General features: G+C 69.0%; 21 protein-coding genes. 11 read left to right on the top strand and 10 right to left on the bottom strand.

What is annotated here, in order from left to right:
• Positions 1 to 25 precede the first annotated feature (25 nt).
• Together ACGFIF_RS02130 and trmB are read left to right on the top strand one after the other, a co-directional pair.
• Positions 26 to 2,932, top strand: a complete 2,907-nt coding sequence (locus ACGFIF_RS02130; RefSeq protein WP_393153615.1) for a bifunctional [glutamine synthetase] adenylyltransferase/[glutamine synthetase]-adenylyl-L-tyrosine phosphorylase — start codon at positions 26 to 28, stop codon at positions 2,930 to 2,932.
• Positions 2,933 to 3,008: 76 nt separating this feature from the next.
• The gene (trmB, locus tag ACGFIF_RS02135; protein WP_393150439.1) at positions 3,009 to 3,656 is read left to right on the top strand and encodes a tRNA (guanosine(46)-N7)-methyltransferase TrmB; all 648 of its coding nucleotides are present in this window, start codon (positions 3,009 to 3,011) and stop codon (positions 3,654 to 3,656) included.
• Here trmB and ACGFIF_RS02140 read toward each other — a convergent pair.
• Complete coding sequence (locus ACGFIF_RS02140) at positions 3,637 to 6,270, bottom strand: family 78 glycoside hydrolase catalytic domain (RefSeq protein ID WP_393150441.1); 2,634 nt, start codon at positions 6,268 to 6,270, stop codon at positions 3,637 to 3,639. The two genes, trmB and ACGFIF_RS02140, sit on opposite strands and share 20 nt — an antisense overlap.
• A gap of 164 nt (positions 6,271 to 6,434) precedes the next feature.
• On the opposite strand from ACGFIF_RS02140, the gene ACGFIF_RS02145 reads away from it, so the two are divergent.
• From ACGFIF_RS02145 to ACGFIF_RS02170, 6 genes are all read left to right on the top strand, one after another.
• Complete coding sequence (locus ACGFIF_RS02145) at positions 6,435 to 6,521, top strand: putative leader peptide (RefSeq protein WP_369409992.1); 87 nt, start codon at positions 6,435 to 6,437, stop codon at positions 6,519 to 6,521.
• A 63-nt stretch (positions 6,522 to 6,584) separates the two neighbouring features.
• Positions 6,585 to 7,481 carry a sulfite exporter TauE/SafE family protein gene (locus tag ACGFIF_RS02150; RefSeq protein WP_393150443.1) on the top strand — a complete coding sequence of 299 codons (897 nt, stop codon included), beginning with the start codon at positions 6,585 to 6,587 and terminating at the stop codon, positions 7,479 to 7,481.
• A 78-nt stretch (positions 7,482 to 7,559) separates the two neighbouring features.
• On the top strand, positions 7,560 to 8,621 hold the full coding sequence (locus tag ACGFIF_RS02155; protein ID WP_393150445.1) for an ABC transporter substrate-binding protein: 1,062 nt from the start codon (positions 7,560 to 7,562) through the stop codon (positions 8,619 to 8,621).
• Between the two features lie 10 nt (positions 8,622 to 8,631).
• A complete protein-coding gene (locus ACGFIF_RS02160) occupies positions 8,632 to 9,426 on the top strand; it encodes an ABC transporter ATP-binding protein (RefSeq protein ID WP_393150447.1) in 795 nt (264 codons plus the stop codon).
• On the top strand, positions 9,413 to 10,294 hold the full coding sequence (locus ACGFIF_RS02165) for an ABC transporter permease (RefSeq protein ID WP_393150449.1): 882 nt from the start codon (positions 9,413 to 9,415) through the stop codon (positions 10,292 to 10,294). Before ACGFIF_RS02160 ends, ACGFIF_RS02165 begins: the two co-directional genes overlap by 14 nt.
• A 70-nt stretch (positions 10,295 to 10,364) precedes the next feature.
• On the top strand, positions 10,365 to 10,835 hold the full coding sequence (locus ACGFIF_RS02170; protein WP_393150451.1) for a PLD nuclease N-terminal domain-containing protein: 471 nt from the start codon (positions 10,365 to 10,367) through the stop codon (positions 10,833 to 10,835).
• 65 nt (positions 10,836 to 10,900) lie between these two features.
• On the opposite strand, the gene ACGFIF_RS02175 is transcribed toward ACGFIF_RS02170, so the two are convergent.
• The 6 genes from ACGFIF_RS02175 to ACGFIF_RS02200 form a co-directional block, all read right to left on the bottom strand.
• Positions 10,901 to 11,194 (bottom strand): WhiB family transcriptional regulator, encoded by a 294-nt coding sequence (locus ACGFIF_RS02175; RefSeq protein ID WP_131350551.1) that lies wholly within the window; start codon positions 11,192 to 11,194, stop codon positions 10,901 to 10,903.
• A gap of 201 nt (positions 11,195 to 11,395) precedes the next feature.
• Complete coding sequence (gene crcB / locus ACGFIF_RS02180) at positions 11,396 to 11,758, bottom strand: fluoride efflux transporter CrcB (RefSeq protein ID WP_393150453.1); 363 nt, start codon at positions 11,756 to 11,758, stop codon at positions 11,396 to 11,398.
• Positions 11,755 to 12,129, bottom strand: a complete 375-nt coding sequence (crcB, locus tag ACGFIF_RS02185) for a fluoride efflux transporter CrcB (RefSeq protein WP_393150455.1) — start codon at positions 12,127 to 12,129, stop codon at positions 11,755 to 11,757. The genes crcB (ACGFIF_RS02180) and crcB (ACGFIF_RS02185) overlap by 4 nt, the downstream gene beginning before the upstream one ends.
• Before the next feature lie 45 nt (positions 12,130 to 12,174).
• The gene (locus ACGFIF_RS02190; protein WP_393150457.1) at positions 12,175 to 12,726 is read right to left on the bottom strand and encodes a histidine phosphatase family protein; all 552 of its coding nucleotides are present in this window, start codon (positions 12,724 to 12,726) and stop codon (positions 12,175 to 12,177) included.
• A gap of 9 nt (positions 12,727 to 12,735) precedes the next feature.
• Positions 12,736 to 13,068 (bottom strand): hypothetical protein, encoded by a 333-nt coding sequence (locus ACGFIF_RS02195; protein WP_393150459.1) that lies wholly within the window; start codon positions 13,066 to 13,068, stop codon positions 12,736 to 12,738.
• Positions 13,069 to 13,131: 63 nt separating this feature from the next.
• Positions 13,132 to 13,641, bottom strand: coding sequence for a GNAT family N-acetyltransferase (locus ACGFIF_RS02200; protein ID WP_393150461.1), 510 nt, complete (start codon positions 13,639 to 13,641; stop codon positions 13,132 to 13,134).
• A 253-nt stretch (positions 13,642 to 13,894) separates the two neighbouring features.
• On the opposite strand from ACGFIF_RS02200, the gene ACGFIF_RS02205 reads away from it, so the two are divergent.
• Positions 13,895 to 14,974, top strand: a complete 1,080-nt coding sequence (locus ACGFIF_RS02205; protein WP_393150463.1) for a 3-deoxy-7-phosphoheptulonate synthase — start codon at positions 13,895 to 13,897, stop codon at positions 14,972 to 14,974.
• 54 nt (positions 14,975 to 15,028) lie between these two features.
• On the top strand, positions 15,029 to 17,104 hold the full coding sequence (locus tag ACGFIF_RS02210) for a phosphocholine-specific phospholipase C (protein WP_393150465.1): 2,076 nt from the start codon (positions 15,029 to 15,031) through the stop codon (positions 17,102 to 17,104).
• Between the two features lie 19 nt (positions 17,105 to 17,123).
• Here ACGFIF_RS02210 and ybaK read toward each other — a convergent pair whose 3' ends face one another.
• The gene (ybaK, locus tag ACGFIF_RS02215; protein ID WP_393150467.1) at positions 17,124 to 17,612 is read right to left on the bottom strand and encodes a Cys-tRNA(Pro) deacylase; all 489 of its coding nucleotides are present in this window, start codon (positions 17,610 to 17,612) and stop codon (positions 17,124 to 17,126) included.
• Positions 17,605 to 18,285 (bottom strand): helix-turn-helix transcriptional regulator, encoded by a 681-nt coding sequence (locus tag ACGFIF_RS02220; RefSeq protein ID WP_393150469.1) that lies wholly within the window; start codon positions 18,283 to 18,285, stop codon positions 17,605 to 17,607. Before ACGFIF_RS02220 ends, ybaK begins: the two co-directional genes overlap by 8 nt.
• Before the next feature lie 74 nt (positions 18,286 to 18,359).
• Between ACGFIF_RS02220 and folE the strand changes: the two genes are divergently transcribed.
• Complete coding sequence (folE, locus tag ACGFIF_RS02225; protein WP_393150471.1) at positions 18,360 to 18,971, top strand: GTP cyclohydrolase I FolE; 612 nt, start codon at positions 18,360 to 18,362, stop codon at positions 18,969 to 18,971.
• 36 nt (positions 18,972 to 19,007) lie between these two features.
• Here folE and ACGFIF_RS02230 read toward each other — a convergent pair whose 3' ends face one another.
• The gene (locus tag ACGFIF_RS02230; protein ID WP_393150473.1) at positions 19,008 to 19,331 is read right to left on the bottom strand and encodes a hypothetical protein; all 324 of its coding nucleotides are present in this window, start codon (positions 19,329 to 19,331) and stop codon (positions 19,008 to 19,010) included.
• Between the last annotated feature and the right edge of the window lie 9 nt (positions 19,332 to 19,340).

The following is a 19,340-nucleotide window of genomic DNA, read 5'->3' on the forward strand; positions in this document are numbered from 1 at the left end:
CGCCGATCCGCAGCGGGCCGGCGTGATGCTCGAGCAGCTGGACCGGCTGGATGCGCGCAGCCCGATGGTGAACGAGCAGGTGATCACCGCACTGTCGGAGTCTGCTGACCCGGATCTCGCCCTGCGCGGACTCTGCGGCCTGGCGGAGGCCCTGGATCGCAACAAGCACGACGTCGCCGCGTTCGCGCGCACGCTCGAGATGGACGACGACTTCCGCCGCCGGCTCGTGTCCGTGCTCGGCGCGAGTGAGGCGCTCGGCCGGCATCTCGGCGTCCACCCGCGGCATTGGTACGACCTGGCCGATCCGGCGCTGGCCGGCGTACGGCCGTCTGCTGATGATGTCGCGGCCAAGCTCGCCACCGCGGTCGATGCGCCCAACCCGGTGGACGCGTTGCGGGTCGAGTACCGGCGGCTGTTGCTGCGGCTTGCGGCGCGTGATCTCGCCGAAGGACTGCTGGTCGACGAGGTCGCCGCCGTACTGGCCGACCTCGCCGGGGGAGCGCTGGAGACCGCGCTGCACATCGCCCGCAACGAGTACTTCGCCGCGCACCCGGCCGCCGCCGACTGCCGGCTCGCGATCATTGCCATGGGCAAGTGTGGTGGTCGCGAGCTGAACTACGTGAGCGATGTCGACGTCCTGTTCGTCGCCGAGCCGCTCGACGGCGAACCCGAAGCGCCCGCGCTGAAGACAGCGACCCAGCTCGCCGCCGCCACGATGCGCATCTGCTCGGCCCACACCGCCGAAGGCACCCTCTGGCCGGTCGACGCCGCACTCCGCCCCGAAGGCAAGTCCGGCCCGCTGGTCCGGAGTCTCGACAGCCACCTTGCGTACTACCAGCGCTGGGCCAAGACGTGGGAGTTCCAGGCGCTTCTCAAGGCCCGCCCGGTCGCGGGTGACGCGAACCTCGGGCGGCGGTACGCCGAGAAGACCGGTGAGCTGGTGTGGTCGGCGGCGGACCGGCCCGGGTTCGTCGACGACGTGCAGGCGATGCGTCGTCGCGTGATCGACCACATCCCGGCGGCCGACGTGGATCGCCAGCTCAAGCTCGGTCCCGGCGGTCTGCGGGACGTGGAGTTCGCCGTACAACTGCTGCAGCTCGTGCATGGCCGGAGTGACGACGCGGTCCACAGCGGTACGACGCTCGTCGCGCTGGAGTCGCTGACCGCCAACGGGTACGTCGGTCGCAGCGATGGTGCTGTCCTGGCCGACGCCTATCGGTTCCTGCGGTCGATGGAACACCGCATCCAGCTGTACCGGTTGCGCCGTACCCATCAGGTCCCGCACGAGGAAGCCGATCTGCGCCGTCTCGGGCGGTCACTCGGGTTCACGAAGAACCCGGTCACCGAGTTGACCGCGGCCTGGAAGAAGCACGGGCTCGAGGTACGACGCCTGCACGAGAAGCTGTTCTATCGACCGCTGCTCGCGGCCGTCGCACGGATCCCCGGCGGCGAGGTGCGGCTGACGCCAGAGGCCGCCAAGCAGCGACTGACCGCCCTCGGGTACGCCGATCCGGCGTCCGCGCTGAGGCATATCGAGGCGCTGTCCGAAGGGGTCTCGCGGCGGTCGTCGATCCAGAAGGCGCTGCTGCCGGCGATGCTCGGCTGGTTCGCGGAATCGCCTGATCCCGATGCCGGGTTGCTCGCGTTCCGGACCATCTCGGACACGCTCGGCTCGACGCCGTGGTACCTGCGCCAGTTGCGTGACGAGGGTGCGTCGGCCGAGCGGCTCGCTCACCTGCTCGCGAGCGGCCGGTACGCCGTCGACCTGCTGCAACGGGCACCCGAGGCGACCGCGATGCTGGCCGACGAACGAGAGCTCGTCCCGCGGACGCAGCACGGTTTGCTGTCCGAGATGTCCGCGGCGGCGAGCCGGCAGGAGCAGCCGGAGGCGGCGGTCGCCGCGATCCGCGCCGTCCGGCGCCGCGAGCTCTTCCGGGTGGCCGCGGCCGATCTGTCCGGTCTGCTCGACGTCGAGACGGTCGGTGAAGCGCTGACGACGATCTCGGTCGGGACGCTGACCACCGCGCTCGAGGTAGCCAGGCGCGCGATCGCCAAGGGTGAGCCCGAGCCGACCCGGATGTCGATCGTCGCGATGGGGCGGTTCGGTGGGCACGAGCTCGGGTACGGCAGCGACGCGGACGTGATGTTCGTCCACGATCCGGTGCCGGGTGCCGACGAGAAGGCCGCGACCGATTTCGCCACCCAGACCGCGACGGAGCTGCGCCGGCTGCTGGCGTTGCCCGGCGCCGATCCGGCCGTCCAGGTCGACGCGGATCTGCGCCCGGAAGGTCGTCAGGGGCCGTTGGTCCGGACGTTGGCGTCGTACGCGTCCTATTACGCGCGCTGGTCGGCGGTGTGGGAGGCGCAGGCGTTGTTGCGGGCCGATCCGCTCTGCGGGGACGCTGATCTGTGTGAGGCGTTCCGCGGACTGATCGATCCGCTGCGCTACCCGGCGAACGGTGTCAGCGACCGGGACGTGATGGAGATCCGCCGGATCAAGGCGCGAGTGGACGCCGAACGCCTGCCGCGTGGCGCCAATCGGAGCACCCACACCAAGCTCGGCCGGGGCGGCCTGGCCGATATCGAGTGGACCGTGCAGCTACTGCAGTTGCGCGAGGCCAACCGGGTCCCCGCGCTGCGTACGACGCGCACGCTCGGCGCACTGCAAGCCGCGGTGCAGGCCGGGCTGGTCGAGCCGACGGACGCGGAGACCTTGCGGGTCGCCTGGGAGATGGCGACCCGGATCCGCAACGCGATCATGCTCGTCCGTGCCCGCCCCGGCGACTCGCTGCCCACAGACCCCCGGGACCTCGCCGCCGTCGCCCAGATCTGCGGCTACCCACCGGGCGAATCGGGCCGTTTCTCCGACGACTACCTCCGCATTACCCGCCGGGCCCACAACACCGTTGCTCATCTCTTCTGGGACGACTAATAAGCTGGTGCCGGTGGAAACGGTGGATGAAGTCAGGCAGGCGGGGGTTTTCAGCCACGTCCGGCGGAGTGTTCGGATGACGGTTGGGCAGAAGCGGGTCTGGGAGACGGACTGGCCGAGGCTCGGACGGAAGCTGGAGGAGTTGCCGCCGGGCGACGTCGATCTGGCCGCCTGGTTCGGCCGGGAGGCACCGACCGTGCTGGAGATCGGGACGGGGATGGGCGACGCGACCGCGCAGCTCGCGGTGGCGGCGCCGGAGGTGAACCACCTGGCCGCCGAGGTGTATCCGGCCGGCCTCGGCCAGCTGATGTTGTGGGTGGAGAAGTACGACCTCGACAACGTCCGGCTGCTGCACGGCGACGCCCTCGACTTCCTCCGCGACCACGTCGCGCCCGGCACGCTGGCCGGCGTACGGATCTACTTCCCGGACCCCTGGCCGAAGAAGCGGCACCACAAGCGGCGCCTCGTCACGCCGCCGTTCGTCGCGCTGGTGGCGTCCCGCCTGCAGCCTGGCGGAACGTTGCACCTGGCAACCGACTGGGCGGACTACGCGGACCGGATGCTCGAGGTGTGCGAGGCCGAGCCGCTGCTGCGCAACCAGTACGACGGCTGGGCGCCGCGGCCCGAGTGGCGTCCGATCACCAAGTTCGAGTCGCGCGCCCACGCCGAGGGCCGCGTCTGCCGCGACCTCCTCTACACCAAGGTCACGCCAAGCGGCTCGTAAAGTTCCACAGCCCGCCCGGCACGGTGTAGACGGTGTAACCGTCCTCGTACGACGCCTCACCCGCGAACGGAGCCGGTACGGCGGTGACGTCGGACGCAGCCGCGGACGGTACGTGGATCTCGGCCGTCGTACCCACCGGGACCTGGACGTCCAGCGACAGCACCCGGCTCGTTCGCTTCCACGCCACGGTCACCCGGCCACGGATCGTGTCGGTGCGGATCGTCGCCGAGTCCACCTCACCCCGCGCGTCCGGCCGGACCAGGATCCGTTGCCAGCCCGCATCGAGGTTGCGCAGTCCGGCGACATTCTCGAACACCCACTGCACGACGGTGCCTTGGAAGTAGTGGTTGCGTGACCGCGAGTCCTCTTCCCACTTCTCCCACATCGTGTCCGCACCGAGGTCGAACCAGTAGCCCCAGCTCGGGTAGCTCCGCTGCAGCGCGACCTTCGTCGCCGCGTCGGCGTACCCGTGTGCGGTCAGCACCGGCAGCAGCACGCCGACGCCGAGGCAGCCGGTGTTGAGGTGGAACCCACGCGCCTCGACGTCCGCGGCCAGGTTGGCGGCGACCCGTCGTACCAACTCCTCCGGGACCATGCCGAATGCCAGCGGCACCGCGTTGGACGTCTGCCGGTAGTCCGGGTCGTCACCCGACCTGTAGACGCCGGCCTCGCGATCCAGGAACGCTCGGTTGAGCCCGTCTTGCAGCTCGGCCGCGGCCTTGCGGTAGTCGTTCGGCTTGCCGATGAGGTCGCCGATCTCGGCGGATGCGATCAGCGCTCGGTAGAGGTACGCCGTACCGGTGAGGCGGCGGTCTTCGGGCGCAGGGCCGCGGCCGAAGCCGGGTGGGAGCCAGTCGCCGAGCACGCTGACGGACAGGCCGTCCTCGACGCGGTCGAGCTCCCAGGACAGGTAGCGGGTCAGTGATTCCCAGTGCTCGTGCAGCAGCCGCTCGTCGCCGTACGCGCGGTGCATCTCGCGGAGCAGGAACGGGTACACCGTCGGCCACTCGGTCGCGGGGGAGAGGTCGGTGAAGCCCCAGCCGCTGGACGGGACGATCACCGGCAGCTGCCCGGACTCGGCCTGGCTGTTGCGGATGTCGCCCAGCCACTTGGTGAAGAACCGGGCCAGATCGAGCGTCGCCAGCATCGTCGGCCCGCCCACCTGCGCGTCACCGGTCCACCCGTTCTTCTCCATGAACGGTGTGTCGGTCGGGATGCCGTGCAGGTTGTTCAGGACGGTACGACGCATCGCCTGGTCGAACTGTTCGTACGACGACTGCGTCGAGGAGAACCACGTCACGTCACGAACGTCCGAGTGCACCACTCGCATCAGCACATCGGGCCGATCGGTGCTGCCCTCGACCTGGACGTAGCGGAAACCCTTGTAGGAGAAGCGCGGCTCCCACTCCTCGACACCGTGGCCGGCGGCGATGTACTCGTCGCGCTGGATCCGGTCGCCCTCGACGTGCACGTTGACTGCCACCACGTTGTCATCGGCGACCGTCTCACCGTGGGTCAGGCTGATGATGGTGCCGGCGTCGGCGTTCACGGTGAGTTTCGTCCAGCCGGCCGTGGTGCGGCCGAAGTCGACGATCCAGACGCCGGGCCGGACCTCGGTGATATCGGTGGGTTCGACGGTCTCGACGACGCGGATCGGCTCGTGGGCCTGGGCCTGGAGCGCGCCCTTGGGCGGGTCGACGATGGTGGCCGTCGACCAGGTGGAGTCGTCGAAGCCGGCGGTGTCCCAGCCGGGGAGGGCGCGACGGGCGTCGTACGTCTCGCCGGTGTAGAGGTCGTCCGAGATGGTCGGGCCGCCGGTGATGCGCCAGGACTCGTCCGACACCACCTCGGTCGTGCGGCCGTCGTCGTACTCGATGACGAGGCGGGCGAGCAGCCGAGGCTCGGCGGTCCAGGGCGCCTGGTGCCAGCGCCAGGCGTTGGGCGTGGTCAGGCCGAAGAATCCGCGACCGAGCTCGGCGCCGACCACGTTGTCGCCCGAGCGCAGCAGGCCGGTGACGTCGTGGGTGACGTAGAGCACGGTGTGGTCGTAGTCGGTGAAGCCGGGATCGAGCACGGCGTCGCTGATCCGCTGACCGTTCACCCGCAGGTCGGCGTACCCGAGTCCGCTTGCGTACACACGGGCCTGCTTCACCGTCCCGTCGGTCGTGAAGGCCTGCCGAAGAAGAGGTGCGCTGTCGGTCGTGCCGCCGATCCAGCGCGCGCCGCCCCAGCCGTCGTCGAGGAGTCCGGTCTCGAACCACTCGGGCTCGGCCCAGCTGCCTTCCCGGTCCAGGCCGTCCCAGAGCCGGACGGTCCAGTGGTACCGAGTGCGTGCGGTCAGGGCCTGGCCGTCGTACTCGATGCCGAAGGTCCGTGCCGAAGTCACCTTGCCCGAGTCCCACACGTCCGCGCTCTCCGGCGTGAGCAACTCCGGTGAGGAGGCGACGAGGACTTGGTACGCCGCCTGGGTCGCGCCGTACCCGGGACCGGTCGCGATCCACCCGAACCGTGGTCGCCGGACGTCGGTGCCCAGTGGGCGCTCGGCGTACTCGGTCTTCAGCGTTCCGGCGTTCAGTGGACCACCAGGCTTCCATCCGTCCGGCAGGTCGTGCATCAGGCGGCTCCTCGGGCTCGTCGATACCCCGAGGACCGTAGGCAGGCGGGCGCCAGGCTTTCAACACTGTGACCACAACTGGCCGCGCGTCTCACAGAGAGAAATCTTGTCCCACATCGTGAAACCTGAGCATCTTGCTCGACTTTGTCCGCTTTCATGGAGGCATGCAGGTCACCCGAAACGCTCCCGGCGACGCCCTCACGCGGCGCCGGCACGTCGACCTGCTGCGCGTGAACTCCGCGGGTTGTTGACCTTAGGCGTACTTCTCCGTTCGCCCTGTCAGCGTCTCCTCCCCGACCCGTAGGAGCAGTTCCGTGCGTCGTCTCATCCTGGTCGCCTTGCTGGGTTCCGTCGCCCAGCTCGTCGACGGCACCCTCGGCATGGCCTACGGCGTCACCGCCACCACGGCCCTGCTGATCACCGGGATCTCGCCCGCCGTCGCGTCCGCCTCCGTCCACCTCGCCGAGGTGGGCACCACGCTCGCGTCCGGTCTCTCGCACTGGCGGTTCGGCAACGTCGACTGGCGCGTGGTGGCGCTGATCGGCGTTCCGGGCGGGATCGGCGCCTTCGCCGGCGCGACGTTCCTGTCCGGTCTGTCGACCGAGTCGGCCTCACTGTGGGTCGCCGCACTGCTGCTCCTGATCGGCATCTACATCCTGGTCCGGTTCGCGACCGGGAAGGTCCGGGCCGTGATGGAGGGCCGGCCGGCCGGCAAGTTCCTCGGCCCGCTGGGCCTGGTGGCCGGGTTCATCGACGCCACCGGCGGTGGCGGCTGGGGCCCGGTCGCGACCTCGACACTGCTCAGCAGCGGCAAGCTGGAGCCGCGGCGCACGGTCGGTTCGGTGAGTGCGGCGGAGTTCATCGTCTCGGTCGCCGCCAGCATCGGCTTCCTGATCGGCCTCGGCAAGGAGAACCTGCCGCTCGGCATCGTCGCCGCGCTCCTCGTCGGCGGCGTCCTCGCGGCACCGCTGGCCGCCTGGCTGGTGTCGCGACTGGCGACTCGCTGGCTCGGCGTCGGCGTCGGCCTGGTGCTGATCCTGACCAACGCCCGCACCCTGCTGAAGGGTGTCGGTGTGGCCGAAGGCCCCCGCTACCTCGTGTACGGCGTTCTGATCGTCGGATGGGCCGCGGTCGTCGCCTACAGCATTCGCACTACCGGCCGTAAGGCGGATGTCCGGGCGGAGCGCGAGCGCGAGCTCGAGACCGTCTGACCCCGTCATCACCTTCCTGCTGTTCCGTCCGTCTGTGGTCCTCCTCGGACCGCCTGCACCTTCGAAGGTCTTCTCAGCATGCCCAGAAACCGTCTGTTCGCCGCGTCCGCCGCCGTCCTGACTCTGCTGGCCGCGGTCGCCGGCTGCTCCCGTGCGGAGGGCAACGACGCTCCGGCCGCCGCCACCGACAAGGGTCCGGCCACCGAGCTGCGGCTCGGCTACTTCCCGAACGTCACCCACGCCGCCGCACTCGTCGGTCTGGACAAGGGCCTGTTCACCAAGGAGCTCGGCAGCACCAAGCTGGTGCCGACCAAGTTCAACGCCGGCCCCGAGGCCGTCGGCGCACTGCTCGGCGGCTCGCTGGACGCGTCCTTCATCGGCTCCGGCCCGGCGATCAACGCCTACGCCAAGTCCAATGGAGAAGCCGTCCGGCTGATCGCCGGTACGACGTCCGGCGGTGCGCAGCTGGTGGTGAAGCCGACGATCACCAAGGCGGAGGACCTGGTCGGCAAGACCGTCGTCACCCCGCAGCTCGGCAACACCCAGGACGTCTCGCTGAAGAAGTGGCTGGCCGAGAAGAACCTGACCGGCAAGGTCAAGGTCACCAACCTGGAGAACGCGCAGACGCTGGACGCGTTCAAGAAGGGTGACGTGGACGCGGCCTGGCTGCCCGAGCCCTGGTCGTCGAGGCTCGTCCTGGACGCCGGCGCCAAGGTGCTGCTGGACGAGAAGACCCTGTGGCCGGACGGCAAGTTCCCGACCACTGTCCTGATCGTCCGGACCCAGTTCCTGCAGGAGCACCCGGAGAGCGTGAAGGCGCTGCTCACCGGTCTGGTCGCGGCGATCGACTTCTCCACCACCGACAACGCGGCCGCCAAGACCGTGGTGAACGCGCAACTCAAGGAGCTGACCGGCAAGGCACTGAAGCCGGCCGTCATCGACCGCGCGTTCGCCAACATCCAGATCACCGCGGACCCGATCGCCTCGACGTTCCCGCAGCTGGCCAAGGACTCGGTCACCGCGGGGATCGCGAAGGAGGCCCCGACGGTTGCCGGTTTCGCCGACCTCGGCCCGCTGAACGACGTACTCACCAAGGCAGGAAAGCCGGCCGTCGACGCCGCCGGTCTCGACACGAAGTAGGGGGCAGACCATGACCGCGACAGTCGAGGTTGGGCAGGCCGTGGTGCGGCCGGTGCGGTTTCACCAGGTTGGCAAGGCGTTCGGGCACGGCCGTACTGCGGTCGTGGCGCTGGAAGGTGTGGATCTCGACGTCGCGGCCGGTGAGTTCGTCTGTCTGCTCGGTGCGTCCGGCTGCGGCAAGACCACGCTGCTCAACCTGGTGGCTGGTCTCGACCAGCCGACCACCGGGCGGATCGAGCTGAGCTCGTCGCGACCGGCGGTCGTGTTCCAGGAGCCCGCGCTGATGCCGTGGCTGACGGCCGCCGGGAATGTCGAGCTGCCGCTGCGCATGGCCGGCGTACCGAAGGCTGCGCGTCGTGCGAAGGCTGCTGAGTTGCTGGAGCTCGTCAGACTCGCAGGACTCGGTGACAAGCGGCCGCACGAGTTGTCTGGTGGTATGCGGCAGCGGGTCGCGCTGGCACGGGCTCTCGCGTCGACCGACGACAACACGGGTGCCAGTGCGGGCAAGCCGTCGTTGCTGCTGATGGATGAGCCGTTCTCCGCGCTGGACGCGATCACTCGGGATGTACTGCAGGGTGAGCTGCTCCGGATCTGGCGTGCGACCGGCACGGCGATCCTGTTCGTCACCCACGACGTACGCGAGGCCGTGCGGCTCGGGCAGCGCGTCGTACTGCTGTCGTCGCGGCCAGGTCGGGTGGTGCGGCAGTGGGATGTCGACGGACTGGCCGGTGCTGACGAGGCCGGTGCGGTGGACGAGGTCAACGCAGCGCTGCGGAAGGTGATCAGCAGTCATGCCGCCGCCTGACGTCCAAGAGGATCTGCACGCCGTTGAAGCCGGCCTGGACGCGCTGGATACGCCGGTCAACCCGAGTGAAGGCTCACTGGCTCGGCGGATCGCCGGACGCGTGCTGCCACCTGTTGTCGCGATCGCACTACTCGTCGCGGTGTGGCAGGCGTTGTGGGCGGCCGCGTTCTGGCCGGAGTTCAAGCTGCCGGCACCGGTCGACGTGTGGGGCCAGATCTGGCAACTGGTGACGACGGGCGAGATCCTCGAGCTCTTCTGGGTGTCGGTGCACCGGGCCGTGATCGGCTTCGCGATCTCGCTGCTGATCGCCGTACCACTCGGCCTGGCGATCGCGAACATCTCCGTCGTACGGCGGGGGATCGGTCCGCTCGTGTCCGGTCTGCAGAGCCTGCCGTCGGTGGCCTGGGTGCCGGCCGCGATCCTGTGGTTCGGGTTGAACGACCGGGCGATCTACTGGGTCGTCCTGCTGGGCGCCGTACCGTCGATCGCGAACGGACTGGTCTCCGGTCTGGACCAGGTGCCGCCGATCCTGCCGCGGGTCGGCAAGGCGCTCGGTGCCGGACGGCTCGGCGGGATCCGGTACATCCTGCTGCCGGCCGCGCTGCCCGGGTTCCTGGGCGGGTTGAAGCAGGGCTGGGCGTTCTCGTGGCGGTCGCTGATGGCCGCGGAGCTGATCGCGACCTCGCCGGAGCTCGGTGAAGGGCTCGGCCAGTTCCTGCACAACGGGATGTCGCTGTCGGACATCTCGATGGTGTTCGCCGGCATCCTGCTGATCTTCGTCGTCGGTGTCGGGATCGAACTACTGGTGTTCCGGCCGCTGGAGAACTCGGTCCTGCGGGCCCGTGGACTGACCGTCACGGCCCGTTGACGGATTACGGGTTGGCCACCGGCGGGCCGGGGGATGCGGCGCTTTCGGCGTCGCGCCGTACTGTTGGAGCGTGGTTCGATTTCTGCCGTTCCTGATCAGCCTGGCGCTCAGCGTGTACGCGCTGTTCTCCTGCATCCAGACACCCGACGAGGACGTGCCGCACCTGCCCAAGCTGGTGTGGATCGTCCTGATCGTGTTCGTCCCGTTCGTCGGGCCGATCGTCTGGCTGCTGATGCTGCGCACCCAGCTCGGCCGTCGCGATCGCGGCGGGAGGCCGCCGAAGCCGACCCCGCGTCCGGTCGCGCCGGATGACGATCCGGACTTCCTCAAGTCCCTGGACCGCTATCGCGACCCGCGCACGACCGTGAAGCCGCCGCACGATCAGACACCACCGGAACCAGCACCGGCACCCGGCGCCGAGCCGGACGAACCGGACCGCAAGTCCAAGCCCAAGAAGAAGGCCGAGCCCAAGAACAAGCCCGAGCCCGAGCCCAAGGCCGAGGACGAGACGCCGTCAGAGTCCGACGACGGTAAGGCCTGAGCTTTTCGTGCAGGCCTCACCGGCGAGGACTTCGGCTGAAGGCAGGTGGTGCGGAAGCTGCTCCGTCACGCCGACTTACGGTGCTCGGGCAGGAGAGTGTTGTCGCGCTCGGACTCCGTGGTGCCGCCCCAGACGCCGTACGGCTCTCCTACGGAGAGCGCGTGCTGACGGCACTCGGGCTGAACCGGGCAGGTTCCGCAGAGCGACTTCGCCACCATCTCGCGGGCCCTTTTGCGGACGCCACGCTCCGATTCGGGCGAGAAGAACAACTCCGGGTTGACGTCGCGGCACGCGGCTTGCGACTGCCAGTCCCACAGATCCATGAGCGGGCGGGGCAGGCGAGGCATCCCTCTCGACATGGCAACCTCCTTGACTCACCGTAAGCGCGGACGGGCGCTCGGTGAAAACTATGCTCAACTCACACCGAGTTCAACCCTTGTTGTCTCGAACTTCGGTCCATTTGTTATCGGCAGGTGGCGTCGCAGGCCGTGATCAGGCCCGGTTCACGCGGTGACTGTGTTCACGTCATCACGAGGTGTGACATGCGTCACTCACTTGCTTCAGGCCAGGACAGCACCGAGTACGGCGGCCAGGAGCCCGACGCCGAGGTTGAGTGCGACGTTGAGCAACGCCTTCCCGCGATGCCCGGAAGCAGCCAGTGCGGTCGTCTCGGCGGCGAACGTGCTGTACGTCGTGAACGCGCCGCAGAACCCGACGCCGACGAGCAACGTCGTGGTCCGATCGGTCACTCCGGTGAGCAGCCCGAGCACGAAGCTGCCCAGGACGTTGACGGCGAAGGTTCCCCAAGGCAACGGAGTCGTGGTTGTCCTGCCCAGCAACAACCGGCCGACCATGTGCTTGTCCACCAGGAACCGCAGGGGAGCGCCGACAGCGGCGCCGAGGGCAACGAGCAGGATGTTCATCGCGACCGGCCGTTCAGGCCGCCGAGCCGGCCCCACTCACCGATCAGTGCCGCCAGCAACGCTGCTGTCACCGTGCCGAAGAAGTAGACCAGGGCAACAACTACGTGCTCGTGCAGCAACTTCTCGGTGTCCACGGCAAACGTCGAGAACGTCGTGAACCCGCCGAGGATGCCGGTGCCGAGGAAGGGTCGGAGCAGCGGATGCGATCGCGGCGTCAACCGCGCCAGCAGCACGCCGATGGCGAAGCATCCGAGCACGTTGATCGTGAACGTCGTCCAGGGAAACTCGCTGTGCCCGCGGGGAAATGCCTCAATGAACCCGTAGCGGGCCAGTGAGCCGATGATCCCGCCGAGGGCCACGACGCCCAGCACGCGTGCTAATCCAGGCTGCGCCATTGATGAGTTCGCTCCGGTCACTCATGTGACATCGTCCGCTGGATCGTAGCGGTAGTACTCGTGCGCGCCGTGGGCCGTACCCGTCTCGCCGGTCAGTGCGCGGATCACCATCGCGTGCGTGATGGCCAGCACCGGTCCGTCCGTGCTCGCGGTGTGCCGGGCCAACGCGGCCCGGGCCCGCTCGCGGACCTGGGACAGCGGCTCCCAGGGTCGTTGGATGCCTTCGGGCCATTCCCCGCCGTACGCCTCGAACTCGGCCTGAGCGGCCCGTACGTCGGCCACGCCGCGCCACGACCCGGTGTGGTCCGGCAGCCAGTCGCGCAGGTCGTAGTCGACCCGTACGCCGAGGGCCAGCCGGTGCCCGATGATCGCGGCACTGTGCAGGGCCCGGGTGAACGGCGAGCTGACCAGATACGTCGCTCCGATGCCGCTGAGCAGGTCGGCGACCTCCTGGGCCTGCTTGGCGCCGACCGGAGTGAGCGGGGCAGTGTCGGCCGCGATCCCGGGGAGCCCCCGGGAGTCGACCGGCGCGTAGTCCGGCTCCCCATGCCGAACCAGGTAGATCTGCGTCACGGGCATGTTCTACCTGAGATGACGAGCCCCTGCCCATCCCCGGGCGTGGCCGCCCGGCAGTGGGTCGGTGACCGAGGTAGGCGGGCGGACTTGATGCAGCTCGTCGAAGAGGGTGGACGTGGACTGTTGCTCGATCCAGCGGACCTCGGTCGCACCCTGATGGCCGTGGACGGCGAGCACGGAGTCGATGTCCGGCCAGACCGCTGTCGCAGGGTTGGTACCGCACCAGCGCAGCGCCACCGAGCCGTCGCTGAACTCACAGCCCTCGGCCACCACCCCGGTGCCGGACACGCCGCTCGGATCGCGGTAACGAACCAACTCAAAGGTCCGCGGCCTCACCACCGTGATGCACTCCTCAGGTCTTGACCGGTCTTGCAGCCCTCAACGAGCCCACACCACCTGCGGTTACTGACGAGCTACGAGGCGGCGCATGACGATCCGCTCAGCCGGGTCCAGACCGAACGCGGTCTCCTCGGCCCGGATCGTGACCAGACCGGGTGTCAGTTCGTCCAACTCCTGGAAGCCGAGGCGGGCGTAGTACGGGCCGTTCCAGGGCACGTCGCGAAAGGTGGTGAGGGTGAGCGCCGGCAAGCCCTGCTCGGCCGCCCACGAGTCGACGTGGTCGATCAGTGCGCGACCGAGTCCTCGGCCCTGGTGGTCCGGATGGACACTGACCTGCTCGATGTGCGCCGCGCCGTCGACGAGCTTGACCAGGACGAAGCCGGTCGGCTGGTCGCTGTCGTCGGCTGTCACCCAGAGGCGGCCCGCCTGCCGGGAGTGCTCGAAGACCTCCAGCGACGGTGGCGGATGGGACGCGACGTCGGTCATTCCGATGTCGCGGAAGAGGACTCCGGCGGCGACTTCGAGCGACTGGAGCTGTGGCAGTTCGTCCAGGCGGGCAGTGCGGATGTTCACTGGCTGAGACAACCACAACCACGACTCGGATGCCATGCATTTCCCGGCGGTGGTATCGTCGTTCCCGTGAAGCGCAGCTATTGGCGATTTTTTGAGTGGCCGGCCCTGGTGCCGGGCGACTCAGCCGCCTGCTGACGCCCAACCGAACACACCAGAGCCGGCCCGAAGGCAAGGACATGAGTCCTTGCCTTTTCTCGTTCCCGCCGGCGCTGCGACCTCGATGTCGATTGCCGGCAGAAAGGTCCCAGCAGACATGAACACCCTCCCCAGGCAGACGAATCAGGCCGCGGTCGTCGACAGACGGATCGAGAAGACCGTCCCGCTGATCACGCCGCTCGCCCTGCACGACGAGCTGCCGCTGAGCGACGCCCTGGCCCAGACCGTGGTCGACGGTCGCCAAGCCGTAAGCGACGTACTCAACGGCGTCGACGACCGCCTGCTGGTCGTAGTCGGCCCCTGCTCGGTGCACGACGCCAAGGCGGCGCTCGAGTACGCCGAACGCCTCCGACCCGTGGCCGAGCGACTCTCCGACGGCCTGCTCGTGGTGATGCGCGTGTACTTCGAGAAGCCGCGCTCCACCCTGGGCTGGAAGGGCCTGATCAACGACCCAGGTCTCGACGGCTCCGGTGACGTGAACCGCGGCCTGCGCACGGCCCGCCAGCTTCTGCTCCAGGTCCTCGAGCTCGGCCTCCCGGTCGGCTGTGAGTTCCTCGACCCGATCACACCGCAGTACATCGCCGACACCGTCGGGTGGGGTGCGATCGGTGCGCGGACGGTCGAGAGCCAGGTGCACCGGCAGCTGTCCTCCGGTCTGTCGATGCCGATCGGGATGAAGAACCGCCCCGACGGCAGCATCGGTACGGCGGTCGACGCGATCAAGGCCGCCTCCGTACCGCACGTGTTCACCGGTATCGACCATGACGGCGCCCCCGCGATCCTGCACACCCGCGGCAACCCGGACTGTCACCTCGTACTGCGGGGCTCCGACAGCGGACCCAACTACGACGCGGATTCCGTGGCCGGTGCGATGGAGCAGCTGCGCAAGGCCGGGCTGCAGGAGCGAGCGGTCGTCGACGCGAGCCATGGGAACAGCCGCAAGGACCACCGCCGGCAGCCGGTGGTCGCGGAGGAGATCGGCCGACAGGTGGCGGCCGGAAACCGCGCGATCGTCGGTGTGATGCTCGAGTCCTTCCTGCAGGAGGGCCGCCAGGACCTCGACCCCACCCGCGAACTCACCTACGGCCAGTCCGTCACCGACGCGTGCATGGGCTGGGAGACCACAGCGGCGGTCTTGGAGAACCTCCGGGACGCCGCCGTCGCGCGACGCGGATAAGCTGTTCATCTTCTCGCTGTCCTGCGGCTACAGGCTCCTCCTACTGTCCGGGGCATGACTGAGATTTCTCGGCGTCTGGTGCTCGGGTCGGCGGCAGGGGGAGTGGCGGCATCGCTGCTCCCCCCGTCGCTGCACACGGCGATGGCGCAACCGGTGAGGCGCGGCGGTCTGCGCGCGGTGGAGCACGTGATCGTGCTGATGCAGGAGAACCGCTCGTTCGACCACTACTACGGGACGCTGCGCGGTGTGCGCGGGTTCGGGGACCGGCAGCCACTGCGGCTGCGCAACGGCAAGAGTGTGTTCCACCAGCCGAAGGCCGGTGGCGGCGAGGTGCTGCCGTTCTCGATCCGCAAGGCCGCGGCGGACGCCGGCCGGAAGGCGGACGACATCCAGTACCTCGGCGCGCTGCCGCACGGATACAGCGACGCCACCCAGGCCTGGGGCAACGGCTGGAACGACGACTGGGTGCAGGCCAAGACCGCGGCCACGATGACGCACTACGAGCGCCGCGACATCCCGCTGCAGTATGAACTCGCCGAGACCTTCACGATCTGCGACGCCTACCACTGCTCCGTCAACGGCTCCACCAACCCGAACCGCAACTACCTCTGGTCCGGTACGACGGGTTACGAGCCCGGTACGACGCAACGTGCGGTGACCAACGCGGCGTACTCCTACGACCACCGGGGCTACGACTGGACCTCGTACCCGGAACGGCTCGAGCAGGCCGGGGTGTCGTGGCAGATCTACCAGGAGTGGGACAACTTCACCGACAACGCGGTCGAGTACTTCACGACCTTCAAGGAGCTCGGGCACCGGATCCTCGCGTCGGTGCCGGGTAGTTACCGCACCACCGAGGAGTTCTACGACAAGCTGTTCGCGAAGACGCCGGCCGAGCAGGCCGCGGCGCTGAAGCAGTTGCAGGCCGCGGTCGCCAAGCAGCCCGCCAAGGACCAGAAGCTGTTCTACCAGGCGATGTACCGGTCCGAGCCGGAGTCGCTGATCCCGCGGCTGCGCGCTGACATCAAGGCCGGCAAGCTCCCGCAGGTCAGCTGGCTGGTGCCGTCCGCGATCGACTCCGAGCACCCCGGCTCGTCCACGCCGGTCGGCAGCGCCAACCTCGTGTACGACCTGCTCGACGCGATCGCGTCGGACCCGGAGACCTGGTCCAAGACCGTGCTGTTGATCAACTTCGACGAGAACGACGGGTACTTCGACCACGTCCCGCCACCGGTCGCGCCGCGGCCTTCGTCGGGTGAGGGTGACGACTGGTACGCCGGCCGGCCGATCGGCCTCGGCCCGCGGGTGCCGATGACGGTCGTCTCGCCATGGTCGGTCGGTGGTCACGTGAACTCGCAGGTGTTCGACCACACCTCGGTGATCCGGTTCCTCGAACGCTGGACCGGCGTCCGCGAGCCGAACATCAGCAGCTGGCGACGGACCGCCTGTGGGGACCTCACCTCCGCGTTCGACTTCGACCGCAGCTACCGGCAGCCGTCGGTGGACGCGCCCGGTCCGGTGCCCGCGCCGATCGAGCGCTGGAAGCCGACGCCGCCAGCCGACCAGGCCGTGCCGCAGCAGGAGCCGGGTCACCGCCCGGCTCGCGCATTGCCTTACCAGCCGTCGGTTTCCGGCTTCGTTGCTGATGGCAAGCTGACGTTGGCCCTCGGCAACAAGGGCACCGAGACCGCGCACCTCACGATCTACTCGTACGGCGGTGAACTGCCCGCGCCCGAGCATGTCGACGTACGGCGGGAACGCGCCGAGGCGATCGCGGTCGACGGGCCGTACGAGCTCGCCGTCCAGGGGCCGAACCGGTTCTGGGTCGAACTGGCCGGATCGACCGACGGTGCCGCGGCCGGGCTGGACGTTCGCGCTCGTCGGGACGGGAGCTCGCTCGAGCTGGAGCTGGTGAACACGTCGCGCAAGCCGCTGACCCTGAAGGTGAAGGCCCGCGGTTACGGCAGCAAGACGGTCACCGTGGAACTGCGCGGCAAGCAAACCCGTGAGCTGCCCTGGCCGACCGACCACGGCTGGTACGACGTCGAGGTCACGGCCGCCGAGGACACGTCGTACCGGCGCCGCCTGACCGGTCACCTGGAGACGGGCAAACCGAGCATCACCGGCTGATGTGCGGTACCTCAGGTAACTAGCGGGCGATGGCCGCCGTGCGGGCCTTGGTGACGGTGATCAGGTCGGACGGGGCCAGACCGATGTCGAGGCCGCGGCGGCCGCCGGAGACGTAGACGGTGTCGTGGTCGGTGGCGGTCGCATCGATGACGGTCGGGAGGGCGCGCTTCTGGCCGATCGGGCTGATGCCGCCGACCACGTACCCGGTGGTGCGTTCGGCGGCTGCCGGGTCGGCCATTACCGCCTTCTTCCCACCCGCCGCGGCCGCGATCGCCTTCAGGTCGAGCTGCTTGTCCACCGGGACGACGCCGACGGTCAGCTTCCCGTCGACCTCGACGAGCAGCGTCTTGAACACCTGCTCCGGCGCGAGTCCCAAGGCCTCGGCCGCCTCCAGCCCGTACGACTTCGCGCCCGGGTCGTGGTCGTAGGTGTGTGCGGTGAACTCGACCTTCGCCTTCGTCAACGCCACCGTCGCCGGCGTGCCCTGACTCTGCTTGCTCTTAGCCACCCGCCGAGCTTAGTCCGGCCGGCACGAGCCGGACGCAGCACTGGCCGGCGGTCGGGACGAGGCGGGCTTCGTAGGGGATGTCGAGGGTGCTGATCAGCCCGGCGAGCAGGTGCAGGTTCATCCCGCAGACCAGTTGCGGCTGGTCCTTGGCGATGCGCTGGAACGGACAGTTGGCCAGCGCGATGCCGTCCTTGTCGGGACGCGGCTCGAAGCCGTGGGCTTTGAGGATCTGGTCCACGGATCCTTCGCCCGCCGTCCGGCCGAGTGATTCGCCGTACTCCCGGGCGCGACGGTTCACGGCCTCGCGGGGTGAGCCGCCGGATGCCTCGGCGTCCACGACCGCGGCGGCCAGCAGGCGGCCGGCGACGGCGTACTGACGCTCGGGCAGGGTGATGTCGATCTCACGCTCGGACCGGTGGTAGAGCTTCGCCGGACGTCCGGCGCCGGGTCCGGTGCGGCCGCTTCGCCGTTCGAAGCAGGTGGCGAGCAGACCTTCCTCGGTGAGTTTGTCCAGGTGGAACGCGGCCGTCGTCCGCGGGATGCCGAGCGTGGCGGCGGCTTCGTCGCGACCCACCGGCGCCGGCTGTGCGACGACGTACTCGTAGAGGCGGCGCCGGGTCGGCTCCTCGAGCACGGCGACCGCCTGAACCTGTGCGTCCCAGGACGTGTCCACGCACCGATTCTATCTCCAACATCGGTTGATAAAACAGTTATGATGGCTGTTCGTTGAGAACTCAGGGAGTGTTGATGGCGATTTCGGCTGATCTCGAGTCCGTCCCCCTGCGCATCGTCGCCGGCCGTGCGGAGATCGATCTCCCCGCGGCCCAACGGGCGGTCGCCGATCTGCTGGTCGCCCTGGGGCGGGATCCGCACAGTGCGCACCTGGCCGAGACCCCACGCCGGGTGGCGAACGCGTACGCCGAGATGCTGACGCCGCGGGAGTTCGAGCTGACCACGTTCCCGAACGACGAGGGGTACGACGAACTCGTCCTGGCCAAGGACATCCCGGTGCAGTCGCTGTGCGAGCACCACCTGCTGCCGTTCCACGGCGTCGCGCATGTCGGGTACCTGCCGGGGGAGCGGATCCTCGGGCTGTCGAAGCTGGCGCGCGTCGTTGAGTTGTTCGCCCGCGACTTCCAGGTGCAGGAGCGGCTGACCAAGCAGGTCGCCGACTGGCTGCAGGACCACCTCGCACCGAAGGGCGTCGGCGTGGTGATCGAGGCCGAGCACCAGTGCATGTCGCTGCGCGGTGTCCGTGCCACCGGCTCCCGCACGGTGACGTCGTCCCTGCACGGCATCCTCCGGGAGAACCTCAGTTCCCGCCAGGAGTTCTTCGCCCTGACCGGTCTGACTCCCTGACCCGTTCGCTGACGTCCTTGCTGTGGACGTCGTGTCTCAGGCGGTGGCCACCGCCGGCGGGTGATGGTGGGTGTTGCGTCCGGTGGCGAGGATGTGGGCGACTTCGCCGGGGAGCAGGTCGGTGCCGGGGACCGTGTCCATCTCGGACACGTCGAGCCAGCGGACGACGGTCGCGCCGCGGTGGCCGTGGACGGCGAGGATGGAGTCGAGGTCCGGCCAGACGGCCGTGGACGGGTTCGGGCCGTGCCAGCGCAACGCGACCGAGCCGTCGGTGAAGACGCACCCTTCCGCGACGATGCCGGTACCGGAGACTCCGCTGATGTCGGTGTAGCGCACGAGTTCGAAGGTCTGGGGTTTCACCGGCTGACC

It is taken from the genome of Kribbella sp. NPDC049174, assembly GCF_043197365.1.
In the GTDB taxonomy this organism is placed as follows: Bacteria; Actinomycetota; Actinomycetes; order Propionibacteriales; family Kribbellaceae; genus Kribbella.

What these genes read in the sequence shown, in the direction of transcription:
- ACGFIF_RS02130 (WP_393153615.1), top strand. Translation starts at nt 26, where the DNA reads ATGCTCGAGCAGCTGGACCGGCTGGATGCGCGCAGCCCGATGGTGAAC.
- trmB (WP_393150439.1), top strand. Translation starts at nt 3,009, where the DNA reads ATGACGGTTGGGCAGAAGCGGGTCTGGGAGACGGACTGGCCGAGGCTC.
- ACGFIF_RS02140 (WP_393150441.1), bottom strand. Translation starts at nt 6,270, where the DNA reads ATGCACGACCTGCCGGACGGATGGAAGCCTGGTGGTCCACTGAACGCC.
- ACGFIF_RS02145 (WP_369409992.1), top strand. Translation starts at nt 6,435, where the DNA reads ATGCAGGTCACCCGAAACGCTCCCGGCGACGCCCTCACGCGGCGCCGG.
- ACGFIF_RS02155 (WP_393150445.1), top strand. Translation starts at nt 7,560, where the DNA reads ATGCCCAGAAACCGTCTGTTCGCCGCGTCCGCCGCCGTCCTGACTCTG.
- ACGFIF_RS02160 (WP_393150447.1), top strand. Translation starts at nt 8,632, where the DNA reads ATGACCGCGACAGTCGAGGTTGGGCAGGCCGTGGTGCGGCCGGTGCGG.
- ACGFIF_RS02165 (WP_393150449.1), top strand. Translation starts at nt 9,413, where the DNA reads ATGCCGCCGCCTGACGTCCAAGAGGATCTGCACGCCGTTGAAGCCGGC.
- ACGFIF_RS02175 (WP_131350551.1), bottom strand. Translation starts at nt 11,194, where the DNA reads ATGTCGAGAGGGATGCCTCGCCTGCCCCGCCCGCTCATGGATCTGTGG.
- crcB (WP_393150453.1), bottom strand. Translation starts at nt 11,758, where the DNA reads ATGAACATCCTGCTCGTTGCCCTCGGCGCCGCTGTCGGCGCTCCCCTG.
- ACGFIF_RS02205 (WP_393150463.1), top strand. Translation starts at nt 13,895, where the DNA reads ATGAACACCCTCCCCAGGCAGACGAATCAGGCCGCGGTCGTCGACAGA.
- ACGFIF_RS02210 (WP_393150465.1), top strand. Translation starts at nt 15,029, where the DNA reads ATGACTGAGATTTCTCGGCGTCTGGTGCTCGGGTCGGCGGCAGGGGGA.
- folE (WP_393150471.1), top strand. Translation starts at nt 18,360, where the DNA reads ATGGCGATTTCGGCTGATCTCGAGTCCGTCCCCCTGCGCATCGTCGCC.